At 55.1% G+C, this 12,381-nt stretch carries 10 protein-coding genes; all 10 read right to left on the bottom strand.

Annotation, left to right across the window (positions count from 1 at the left end):
• Positions 1-438 (bottom strand): hypothetical protein, encoded by a 438-nt coding sequence (locus tag ACMZ66_RS03115; protein ID WP_416934317.1) that lies wholly within the window; start codon positions 436-438, stop codon positions 1-3.
• A 21-nt stretch (positions 439-459) separates the two neighbouring features.
• Positions 460-1,206 (bottom strand): polysaccharide pyruvyl transferase family protein, encoded by a 747-nt coding sequence (locus tag ACMZ66_RS03110; protein WP_416934315.1) that lies wholly within the window; start codon positions 1,204-1,206, stop codon positions 460-462.
• Between the two features lie 98 nt (positions 1,207-1,304).
• Entirely contained in the window at positions 1,305-2,300 is a 996-nt protein-coding gene (gene galE, locus ACMZ66_RS03105; RefSeq protein ID WP_416934313.1) for a UDP-glucose 4-epimerase GalE, read from the bottom strand.
• Positions 2,301-2,408: 108 nt separating this feature from the next.
• Entirely contained in the window at positions 2,409-3,599 is a 1,191-nt protein-coding gene (locus tag ACMZ66_RS03100; protein ID WP_416934311.1) for a polysaccharide pyruvyl transferase family protein, read from the bottom strand.
• Positions 3,600-3,637: 38 nt separating this feature from the next.
• Positions 3,638-4,960, bottom strand: a complete 1,323-nt coding sequence (locus tag ACMZ66_RS03095; protein ID WP_416934309.1) for a glycosyltransferase family 4 protein — start codon at positions 4,958-4,960, stop codon at positions 3,638-3,640.
• The gene (locus ACMZ66_RS03090; RefSeq protein ID WP_416934307.1) at positions 4,947-7,145 is read right to left on the bottom strand and encodes a glycosyltransferase family 2 protein; all 2,199 of its coding nucleotides are present in this window, start codon (positions 7,143-7,145) and stop codon (positions 4,947-4,949) included. The genes ACMZ66_RS03095 and ACMZ66_RS03090 overlap by 14 nt, the downstream gene beginning before the upstream one ends.
• 67 nt (positions 7,146-7,212) lie before the next feature.
• Positions 7,213-7,998, bottom strand: coding sequence for a hypothetical protein (locus ACMZ66_RS03085; protein WP_416934305.1), 786 nt, complete (start codon positions 7,996-7,998; stop codon positions 7,213-7,215).
• A gap of 20 nt (positions 7,999-8,018) precedes the next feature.
• The gene (locus tag ACMZ66_RS03080) at positions 8,019-9,281 is read right to left on the bottom strand and encodes a glycosyltransferase family 4 protein (protein ID WP_416934303.1); all 1,263 of its coding nucleotides are present in this window, start codon (positions 9,279-9,281) and stop codon (positions 8,019-8,021) included.
• Positions 9,278-10,123 (bottom strand): class I SAM-dependent methyltransferase, encoded by an 846-nt coding sequence (locus ACMZ66_RS03075; RefSeq protein WP_416934301.1) that lies wholly within the window; start codon positions 10,121-10,123, stop codon positions 9,278-9,280. Before ACMZ66_RS03075 ends, ACMZ66_RS03080 begins: the two co-directional genes overlap by 4 nt.
• A complete protein-coding gene (locus ACMZ66_RS03070) occupies positions 10,120-12,360 on the bottom strand; it encodes a glycosyltransferase family 2 protein (protein ID WP_416934299.1) in 2,241 nt (746 codons plus the stop codon). The genes ACMZ66_RS03075 and ACMZ66_RS03070 overlap by 4 nt, the downstream gene beginning before the upstream one ends.
• Positions 12,361-12,381: the final 21 nt, after the last annotated feature.

Here is a 12,381-nt window from a genome sequence, read left to right as displayed (position 1 = left end):
TCACGCCGCCTCTGCGACATAAGGGGCCGGGGTAGTGCCCAGGCGGTGCGCCATGCTGTTTTCTTCAAGGAACTTTTTCAGATCGCCAAAACGCCGCTGATAGGTCTGTTCGAACAGGTCGAAATCGGCGTTGTCCCAAGCTTCTTCGAACGAGAACTTGTCCATATAGCGACCATCGACATACGGGATACCCAGCGTTTTGACGAATTCGCGGGTCCGCGTGTCATAGGTGACATAAAGGGCCGGGACTTCATTGGCCAAGGCCAGCAAGTTGCCATGCAGACGATATCCCGTGACTGCATCAAGGCACTGCTCAGCACGTTCAAAATCCGCAACACTTTCAAATACGGAAAGCGAGGATTTATAAAGCGCAAGTAACGGGTCCATCGGACCATAGATCCACTTTTCTGCGGTCAGCTTTTCGATCGCCGCATCCATGATCTGATCGTCATGTGCGACCTATTTGGAGCGGGCGTAATAGATCTGCTTTTCTTCAAGTTCACCGGCACAAAGGATTTCCGTGTCATAACGTTCGGCCAATGTGCGCAACATGAAGCGTTGCTGGGTTTGGAAACCATGCGTCTTGCGGCGCAGGGTAAAGCCAAGCTTCTTGATCGAAGCAGCATCCACCCGGCGCAGTTTCAATTCCGGTTTGCAATGACGAAACGTGGTCGGGCAGCCAAAAATGCGGACATTCTTGATACCGATCGAGTTCAGCGCCTTTTTCGACAGATTACCGCGTACGCCAATCGATGCGGAACGATCTGCAACCAGTTGCAGGAACCGTTTGGTCGATGCATTGACATATTCGTCGGAATTGTCGGGCACCTGTACGCCAATGCCAAAGGCAATCACCGGCACATTGGTCTTTTCAAGAACCGCGGTAATCGGGTCCCATTGGCCATTGGTGTTGATGTAGTTCGATCCGCGCAAAAAGATGTAATCGAGCTGATTGATCTTTTCGATCTGTGTTTCCGAAATTTTCCCGTCCGATGGAACATAGATCGGAAATAATTCGGAATAATCCAGAATTCTCAGTGAAGAATCATAGACAAAGCAGTCACCGATGTTGGTGAACAAGGTCTTTGCTTTTTCCGGATCATTATAGGTGTGGGTTACAACACCCAGATTGCCATCGATACGGCCGGCGGGCATCAGCACACCAATACGGGGCTTCCGCCCCCCGGTGGGAAGTTCCTGTTTCATAAGTTATCTCCTGCTTATGCGGTTCGTGTCATTTGCTGACTTTTGCGAACCGTTGCTCGTGTCGAAATTTGCAGGTCAGTGGTCAGGTTAAAGCTGGATCAGGCTGCGCTGACTTCACGTGATTTCAGGCTTTCTTCCCAATCAAGGGCATGGCGCACGATGGCTTCAAGATCATCATGCTTAGGAACCCAACCAAGCTTTTCACGGATACGATCCGCACCAGCCACAAGGGCCGCAGGATCACCCGGGCGGCGTTCGGCCAGGTCGACATCGAAATCAACGCCCGACACCTTTTTGACCGCACCGATCACTTCACGGACCGAGAAACCACGGCCATAACCACAATTCATCACGTCGCTTTCACCACCGCGCTCAAGATATTCAAGGGCAAGCACATGGGCGTTGGCGAGGTCGGAGACATGGATGTAATCGCGAATGCAGGTGCCATCGGGTGTTTCGTAATCTTCGCCATAAATCGCCATTTGCGGACGGGCACCGGTTGCGGTTTGGCTGGCGATTTTGATCAGATGGGTCGCCTTGCGCGATGTCTGGCCAGACCGGCCTTTGGGGTCCGCACCGGCCACATTAAAGTACCGAAGGGCGACATAGCGCAGATCATGGGCCACGGCCGCATCCGCCAGCATCTTTTCGGTCATCATTTTTGATGTGCCATAGGGCGAAATCGGCTTAAGCGCGAAATCCTCGTCAATCGGGGTCGATATCGGTTCGCCATACACACCCGCGGTCGAGGAGAAGATGAAATGCTTGATCCCGCTATCGACAGCCGCCTGCGCCAATGCGCGCGAATTGACCGTGTTGTTGTAGTAATATTCAAGCGGGTAGATGACCGAGTCCGGAACAATGATCGATCCGGCAAAATGCATGATCGCTGTCACATCATGTTCAGCAACTACGCGGCGCACCAGATCATAGTCACCACAATCGCCCTCAACGAAGGCCGCACCGGTTGGCACTGCCCAACGGTGGCCTTGGCTGAGATTATCAAGCACGACGACATTGCGTCCGCCATCAAGAAGGGCCAGTGCCGCGTGACTACCGATATATCCTGCACCACCTGTTACAAGTACAGTCATAGCCGTGTCTCCTTGTTGATATTGCCTGTTGCTCTTCAGGCTGATCTTCGGAGGCACCGCCGCCCGACCATTCCATCCGGAACAGCCAGACGGCAGCACCGGATGTGATCACGCGACCTTGCGTTGGGGTTGCGCATCGGCGTTCATCACATCGACCATTTTGTGGTCGATATTGTTTTCGCTCAGGAACTGTTCCATCTCGCGATAGGTCTGGAACCAGGCGCGGTTGAACTTGTCGAACAGATCCTGATTCCAGTAATCCTCAAGCACGAACTCCTTGGACGAGAACACGTCATAAGACGGGATCTGATAGGTTTCGGCGAATTCAACCGTGCGGCTGTCATAGGTGAAATAGATCGACGGAACACCGTTTGACAGCGCCATCAGATTGCCGTGCAGGCGATAGCCCAGAACGCAATCCTTGGTGCGAACAAGGTCCTCGTAATCCGAGACGACATCGGAATAGAACAGCTTCTCGCGATAGAGACGCTCCATCGTGTCATCAAGATACCAGTTCTTGACCCAGTCGTTGTTCTTAAGGGCCTGCATGGCTTCTTCGCGCTGGATGTTGCTGCCGAAAACGAGCTTTTTCTCTTCGGGCTCGCCCTGCGCCATCAGGGTCATGTCATCAAACCGGCCGGCCAGATGTTTGACCAGATCACGATGGAAGGTGAGGTATCGTTTGATGTCCTGCGCATAGGCTGGCGACACTTCACGACGCAGCGTAATGCCAACATTTTTCACGCTTTCAAGGGATGGCAATTTGATGCGCATGTCGGGATTGTTCTGACGGAACGCCGTCGGGCAGCCGACAATACGGGCATTGGTGATGCCAAGATCCCAAAGAACCTGTGCGGTATAGGCCCCACGCACACCGATGGATGTGGTGGAATCTGCCATCATGCGCAGAACCGTTTTGGTCTGTTCAGACAGTTCGATCTTGCCTTTGACCGGGGCCTGCGCACCGATCCCAAAGCCCAACACGGGCAGCTTCAGACGTTTGAGAACATCAATGGTATTGCGCCAATCCATGTCAGAATGGATGTAGTTCGACCCGCGCAGGAAGACATAGTCATATTCCTCGCGAAGGCGGTCGATATCTTCCATCTTGGGATCGGCAATCGGCAGAACGCCAAGCTTGTCGTAATTCATCAGTTTCAGGGATGAATCAAAGACAAAGGCATCACCGATATTGTGATAGTGATTGATGCTCTTTTGAACATCCTGATAGTTGTACCACCGGACGCAGTCGTGGTCGTAGACTTCGCCCGACGGGATCATTACGAGAACGCGCGCCATTTTGTGTCTCCTTGGTTGATCACGTTTTTGTTCCGAATTCAGGCCGTGCTTGCCACGCTGTGTTGCGTGGCAGCCTTTGCAGACAGCAGGCGCGTTTTCAGAACCTCCCGATACTGCGCAAGATGTTGCTCTGCGCATTCTTCATAGGTCGTCACGCGCGGGATTCCCTCGCGCATCCGATCCCAGATCTTGTTGTCGCTGAGAACTTCGATCATCCGATCCGCAAGGTCTTCGGCACTTCCGACCCGGAAATGCAGACCATTCACACCGTCGGTGATTTTTTCGGCCATGCCGCCAATGTTGGAACAGATCATCGGACGCCCGTGGAAGAAGGCTTCCTGGATCACGACCGGCGAATTTTCCCACCAGATTGAGGGAATGATCGTCCAGTCGGCGAGTTCCATCAGCTTGGGCATTTCGGTATTCTGATAGGCCCCGTAAAAGCGGACACGTTCGCCGGCCTTTTCGATCAGGTCATGGACCTTGTCCTGATATTCCCTGGGTTGGCGATCAAGGTTGCCGCCAAAGATCATCAGCCGCGCATCATCGCCCCAGATTTCATCAGGCACACGCCCGACCGCATCGAGAAGGATGTCAGCGCCCTTGAACATCGTGAGCTGCCCGAAAAAGGCAAAGCGCGACCGGCGCGGCTGGGTTTTGGAAAGCGGGCGATCCTTGGCCCGTTCATTGATGTCGAGACCGTTTTCGATCACCGACATCTTTTCGGCCTTCATGCCCCAGTCAATGAAGCGGTTGGCGAGAAATTCACTGGGCGAGACATAGTGATCGGCCAGTTCGAGCATCGCCTTGATAAAGCGTTCACGCCGCAGGAACGAGGCTGGCGAGATATTGGGGAAACAGCCATTGCAATCAATCGGGCTGGCCCGGTTGCACAGCTTGGTTCCGCCGCTTTTGATCATCTGCCCGTGATTGTGGCAGATCGTCAAAAACTCGTGGAAAGTAAAGAAAATCGCGGTTTCGGGCAGGGCTTCGCGAATGGCATAGATGGTTTCGAGCCCAAGCCCGAGATAGTGGTGGAAATGCACGACATCGGGTTCGTAATCCTTCACAAAGCGCAGGAAATCGCGATCAATTTCATCCGTGCTGCCGTTGGACAGCAGGAAGTGATCATAGTTTTCCGCGTGATAAAGGATTTCGTTTTCCTTTTGCCGCAGGCTCATCAGGGCCGAGGCGCCGTGACGCGGCACGGGATTGCCAACACGGGCGAGATAAAAGCTTTCGACCCCGTCAAGTTTGTTCAACCCTTTATGCAGGTTGTAGGAGGCCACTTCGGCCCCGCCCAGCGAGATGCTGGGATGGCCGTGCGAAATAACGAGGACGCGTAAATCAGTCGACGGCATTGTTGTGGCTCCGCAAGTTTGAAACGACCAATGACCAGCGGCGATCAAACGCCCAGCGGTCAAGACGATTGGATAGTTCCTCCCAGGCAGGGGCTTTGCTTATGGATTGTTCGCTGCCCAGTACTTCGACATCGGGGATCCAGTAGGATGGCGTCCCCGCCATGCGCAGCTTCAGCGCAAGGTCGAGGCTTTTTTCAGCCGGGCCGATATAGCCGCGTGTAAAGCCGCCAATATCATCAAACGCCTTGCGCGGCAGAATGGCGCATTCGATTGTACCTGCGGTAACCTCGCTGGGTTCGGCCCCGTCAAGAACCGCACAGGGATAACCGACATAGCGGTCTGACAGATACTGACCTGACTTGGCATCACCATCGATCCAGGTTCCTGCCCAACGCACAGAATCGTCTTCAAACAGAATGGTCGGGGATACCAATGCCTTCCCGCCGCGCTTGCGATACGCTGCATAAAGCTGATCAAACCAGCCGTCACCGCGCGGCAGGATATGGGCCGACACCAGCCCGACGGTTTCGGAATTGGTTGCCGCCACCCCGACTTCCAGCGCGTCACAGAAATCCTCAACACCCTCGGCAAAGACGATGCGGGTGTTAAGCTTGTAAAAGGCTGCAAGTCGCAGGATATCGCTTCCGACCTGATCGAAACTTTCGACCGGACCAGCAATGATAATCGGCAGATGCCGGGTCGCCGGATCAAGCCCCAGAAGCGCAATCGTCACCCCGATATCATTGATCGTGTCATCGACACCGACCACCAGGGCAACCGGTGCGTCTTCATCAAATGCACCGACATCATGGACATCGACTGCATAGGGGCTTTGGGCACTCATGCCCTGTAACATCGGGCCAAATTGCTTTTCGATGCTGTTTGATGCGGTGACCGAGCGCGGATCAAGCGATGGCAAAACGCGCGACAATGCCTGGCGGGCAGAGGATCGGGTTGGATTAAGCGGGCAGTAGGCCGGAAACGCATCGCGGATGCCCAATTCCAGATACATCACCTGATCAGATGATGGCGTTTCATCAAGCGGACAAAACACAAGGAAGCCGTGGTTATTGCGCGCCGGATTAAGGCCGGAAAACATTGGGTCTTGTGCAAAGGCCGCGGTGACATCGGCACGCGATTGACGCGTCCAGCGATCATCAATGCGAACAACCTCACCCCCGACCCGAAGCGAGACATCCTCAACCCCGCGATCGGGATCCAACATCCAGCCTGAAACCAGAACCCCGCTTCCTTCGATCAGAAGTGCGAAATCAATGCCGATCCGAATAGGACGATCGAGCTCAGACACCGTGTCACGCCCATCAAAACGATGTGCGGCCATTTGCAGTTGGCTCAGGATATTTTCCGGTGCCCGGACGCGGTCCAGAACCGATCGGATATGGGCAGGCACATCGGGCGGTGCGACAAGAACGCGCTGTTGATATACCTCGATCGAATACCAGGCTTCGCGACCGCGGAAATAAACGCGTTTAAGCTTTTCCGGATTGATAGGCTTGTCACCCATCATAAGGCCAGTGACACCCGATGCTTCGTCACCCAGATCGTCGCGTTTGAAATCAGCCGATGTCAGTTCGACCAAGGCCGGGTTTTCGCCCATTGCGATCACGCGGGTACGCCCGACCGGAAAGTCGCTGGACCAGCCCTGGATATAGACATCGCCTTCTTCAAGCCCGCCCAGTACTTCGATGAAGCCATTGCTGCGCGCAGCACTTTGGACAAGGGCAGTGACCTTGCGCAGGCGTTTCTTGTCGGGATCACCGGCCAGAAGGGCTTCGACCACACCGTCAATTACGGTGGCAAAGGCGGGACCGGATTGATCTGCAACAGCGGACAAGATGGATTCAATACGCTGCTGACGGTTTTCAATCCGGTATTCGCGTGGCTTTCCTGCACCATGAAACAGGGCCGTTTTCAAACGTCGTTGCGAGACATCCTTCATCGGCAGCAGTGCAACAAAACCATATGCATTATCGACATCCGCATCATGCCGACGCCAGCCAATCACAGATGCCTGAACCTTGGCATCAGACTGGTTATTCAAATAGATATCCATGGTGGCCGGGAATGCGTTCCCGACACCCACCATCAGTGCCAGACTGTCATCGACCAGCGCGGCAACAACGGTTCTGCCATCAAGGGGCATTCCATGATGTTGATCGTTCACGTGCGTGCCTCCTTGGGTCCTTCGGCATTGATCAAATGTGCGACGTTGTTTTTCATCAAGGGACTGCTCACCAAACCATCGCGCCAATCGCCAACCCGACGGTTACACCGACCAGACCGGACAGGAATAAAAGCGGGGCTTTCAGATCGTTCTTGTGACGTGCAGTCAGGACAGACAGGCGTTCGTCAAATCCACCCAGCGACTTGTCAAACCGCACCAGAAACACTTCGAGTTCATCGACACGACTGGACAGTTCTTCTTGTCCGGTGCGCACCAGCTTCACGCCGGCTTCGATGCCGTCATCGGCAGAAGCCAGTTCGTCCATACGTTTGGATGCGCTGACCAGTCGTTTGGCGGCTTCGCGCTGACCGTTTTGCAAGATGTGCTGGGCGGCCAGAAGTCGGTCCAAACGATCAAGGATCTTGCCCAGCGGCGCGTTCATCGCGGTTTGGGCTTCCTGTTCGCTTTGCGATGGAATGCGAAGATCGATCTCTTCTTTCGAACCGGGCATGACAGCGCATACCGTGACATCGGTAACACTTGCCAATGCGGCATCAGGGAGTTCAACCTCAAACGCGTGTTTGCCATCGCCAATGCCGTTACGGCGCAGATCGACACGTTCGCTTTCGGCCTTGGTGCGCAGCAATGCGTGACCGTTCAGGCGTACGATGACCTCAATCCGGGCATCGGGCTGTTGCGGTGACCAGACCCAGCCAAACAAGCGGTTCTGGTCAATCGCATCAACCCGGCCTTCAAGGGTTGGCGCAACGGTTTCTGCGTCCTTGGCAAGAACGGTGCTGTCCTTTGTGGACGGGGTCTGATCGTCAAGCGTCTGTTTTTCAGCAAGTGCCATAATGGCCTCCTGGTTTGGTATCAGGCCGCAACGAAATCGGGGCGAACCATCCGGCGGAACATCGTCAGATGTTCGTTGGCGACATCGTCAATCACCGCAGGGGCGCGGACATGCCCGGACAATTTTTTCCAAAGTTTGGGATTGGACGCGCAGTCCTTCATGACGCGCGCAAGGTCGGCCGGATCATCGGGCCGGACGTGAATGCCGTCATGGCCATCGCGCACCATTTCCGCCATGCCGCCAATGCCACTGGTAATGACGGGGCGGCCGTGCTGGAAGGCTTCCTGAATGACAAGCGGGGCGTTTTCCCACCAGATAGACGGCACCACCACCCAATCGACACGCGCCATCAGATCGCGGATATCATCACGCTGATAGGCACCCATGCGATGTACTTGTGTTCCGCTGCTTTCAAACAGTTCGGCCATCTGGCTTGTGAAATGTTCGGTCTGATACAGAACCTCGCCATGGATGCGCAGGTCGAAATCGACATTGTCGTCGCTCAATATCCGGGCGGCTTTCAGCAGAACGTCAGACCCCTTCCACGGATTGAGATTGCCGAAATAGCCAAACACATTTGGCATACCCGCCCCCATATCCCGGCGCGGGGCGGCGGCAACATGCGGACGACCATTGTTGATTACCGTAATTTTTTCGGCATCTACGCCCCAATCGACGTATCGATCCTTAAGAAATGCGCTTGGCGAGATAAATTGATCGACCACACGCAGATGGTTCCGCAAATTCACCGAACGCATGGAATGCTGATCCGGGGTAAATCCATCAACACCACAAAGACGCCCGATCGCATCGGGTTTGGTGTAGCGCGTGCGCGTATCACGATGGATCATCAACCCGTCATTCGGGCAAATTTGATAATAATCGTGCAGCGTCATGACGATCTTGCAATGAGGCAAGACGCGCCGGATCAACATGGGCAATTCGATGCCCCACAGCACCAGATGATGGATATGCACCACATCCGGGTCCCAGCTTTTGAGCAAGCGGGCAAAGTCCGGGGCGACCGCATAAAGATCGGTCTGCGACATATTGAAGCGATCAAAATGCCCGGCCCAGAACAGCATTTCATCACCAGCTTCATTGATGGCCTGAAAACTGGTGCCCGGGCGCCGTTCGCGGTGCACGTCATTGGTTGCCGCGACAAACAGGGCATCACATTCCGCGCGCTTATAGGCGTGGAACAGATCATGGGCGAAAATTTCGGTCCCGCCCGGATGCAGATCGGGGTGATTGTGCGCAAGCACCATTATCCGGGGATTCATACGCCCCTCCGCGGTTTATGGGCGATCAGGAAATCCTGGTAATGCGGGCGATCTCCTCCGCGCCAATTGCCATAGCTTTTGGTCTGGATTTCAAACCCGGCTGATGTCAGGGCCCCATCGATAAAGGCATCATCGAAGCCAACGGCTGCCATCGGGTTTTCACCCTGCAGATGCCAGCATGGTTTGCCTTCGGCTTTTTCGAACCCGGTCAGGCGTGCATCACGATCCGGTTTGGAGGTCTGGTCTTCTTCGCGAATGACGAAGGCCGTCATGAACAGCCGGCCGCCGGGGCGCAGCACACGGAACACCTCGGAACAATAGGTATTGATTTCATCAGGTGGCAGGTGGGTTGCCACAGAGATCATTGCGGTGAAATCAAATGTTCCGTCCTGGAAAGGCAACCGCATGCTGCGCCCGTTAATCGCGCCCTCAGGATTGTAAAGTTCATTCCTGACGTCGCGACTTTCGAAACGGAAATTGGGATAGACCGGGGTGATGGCGCGCTTGCACCAGTCAATGCCGCTGGCAACCGGATCAAGTCCGCAATATTTGGCCATATCGGTATCGAGATACTGGGTCAAAGGCACGGCAATCCGGCCAATCCCGCAACCGATATCAAGAACGTCTTCGGTCGGGTGCAGTCCACCCATGCGCACGAAATGACCAAGGAATTCGGCCCCGATCGCACGGTAATCGCCATCGCCGACAAAAACGTCTTCTTGTGGCGGGACCGGCAGGAACCGGTTGGAAATGATGCTGTCGCACAGCCAATTGAGCTGTTTGTCATCCATGGCCGGTTTGGCTGGATGCTGATGTTCAGACAGGGCAAGAACCTGGCTCATGCTGCTGCTCCGGATTTGGAATTTTTTGCACTGCCTTTGGTCGGCAAGCCGTTTTCATGAAGGTCTTCAAGCGCGTCCCGCCACCGCGACGCATGCAGCCAGGCGTTATATTCAGCCGCCACACCGCGCATGTAATCGACATGGGTCGAGATTGATTTGCGCTCAAAATGATAGAGGCTGACATCAGGCACATATTTGATGTCAAAGTCGGCCTGACGGAATTTCAGGCACAGATCACTGTCTTCGTAATCGCCAATGACATAATCCTCGCTAAAGCCATCAACCTCGTTGAAGGCATCGCGATGGATCATCATGCAGGCACCTGTAATACCCGGAACCGACCGTTCGACGTTCGCTGCGCGGAACTGATCGGGCATGCCCTTGTGGTAATGGTAATTCAGCCATTTGCCGGTTTCGTTTTTGGCAAAATACATGCCCGCATGCTGGATCGAGCCGTCTTCAAACAGAAGTTTTGGCCCGACAGCGGCCACTTCATCCTGACCACCGATTTTCTTGGCCAGACCAAGCGCCCAGCCCGGTGTATGGGGGATCACATCGGAATTCAGCATCGCCAAAAGATGACCACGCGCATTTTCCGCACCGGCATTGCATGCACGTGCATAGCCGCCATTGCGCGTCATCACGACCAAACGCATCGGCATGCCATAAAGGATGTGCAAACCACGCAAAAGATGTTCGCATTCTTCGGCCTGTTCCGGGGAATCCAGCACAAAGATTACTTCGCAGTTTTGCGCGACCCAGGGCTCACAGGCAAAGGCACCGACCTGCGCACGCAAGAAACCAAGCACGCGATAAAGCGGAACAATGATCGAAACATCCGGGTCATCATGCTGGGTGCCCAGATCAATGACCCGATCGACCTTGGCCGATGCAATCAGCTTTTGTTGCAGATCGCCAATCACCGGTGCCAGACAGTTTTCAATGATATCGGCCGTCAGATGTTGCGGCGGGACAGCACGCAGGATGCGTGCCCGGGCCTCGGCCGGATCAATCGGCTGGGCGGGTGGCACCATCAAATGACGATTGCCGGATTTAAGGCGCATCACACTGCGCGGCTGAAGGATCGGGACCGGACTTTGAATATCCTGATAGAAGCCGACAAAACCCGTAGCCGGAACCGTGCGACCATCATCCTGAACATTGCCCTGATAGCGATAGAAACCATCGCCAAACGGATGGGCAATGCCATTGCTATCAAGAAGATCAATCCCGGCAATCATATCGACCGGATCGCGATACCACCCGCCAATCAGGGTGCCGCGCGCCGTCGTAACGGCAAGATCGACCTCGCCACTTGGAAGCGAGGCGCCGCCCGAGACCCGCTGACTGGACAGCGGGCAGCGAAGTTGGAATTCAATCGCGGCCTTGCTGGCCTTCATATCGGATCGAGCCAACGCACTAATGATATATTCGCGCAAATCCGCATCCGATTTGCCCTGCGTCTGCCACCAACGGGCAAGCGACGGCAAGGCCGAAACATCGGGAAGATGGCGAACCGCAAGGGTGCGCACACCGGTCACCACCAGATAGGCACCCGATGGGGTGCTCGGGCGGTCGGCAATCATGTAGGCCAGATTTTGGCCGCGCGCGCCGGTTTGGCTGATATGGGGAAGCTGTGTCAGGCGTTTGAAACCCGACGGGGCGACGATAAACACCGCCTCGATATCGTGAATGGCATCCGGCAGGGCAGCCGCCAGCAGCATCTTGTCGTCAGATAGCTTTGCCACCGCCTTTGCGCGTTTCGGGCGCTCGACAATTTCGGCAACCAGTTGAAGGAGGAAACTGTTGTAGCTTTTGGAAAGACGCAGGCGGAACATGCTGGCCCACACCCCCAAAAGGGTTGAGACCAGTGACAAACGACCAGCCGGCGTAACACCGTTTAGAAGTGTCGCAGCACTGGCGAATTCGAAATCGCCATCCGGGTCGATAGTGATCTCGTCCTTGCGCCCCATCGTTCCGGCCTCGGCCAGAATCGTGATCGGTTCGTCCTTGGGACGGCGGATGACGCGCAGCAACCGGGTCCCGCCCCCGTCAAGGGGCAGACGCAATGTGGCCTGCGGCGAAATCGCAGCACCATCAATCGTTTCAAGCCTTGGAACTTCCCACAGACGGGTGGGCATATCCCAGCTTAACAACAATGTATCAGGGTTGAGCAGGCAAACACCGGGCGCTTCGCCGGTCGTCCGCACTGCATCGGACGAGGCAAATTCAAGCATGACAATCTTTCGCTAACTTGA

Source organism: Thalassospira sp. (assembly GCF_048059015.1).
In the GTDB taxonomy this organism is placed as follows: domain Bacteria; phylum Pseudomonadota; class Alphaproteobacteria; order Rhodospirillales; family Thalassospiraceae; genus Thalassospira.
This window is presented reverse-complemented; position numbering and strand designations above follow the sequence as displayed.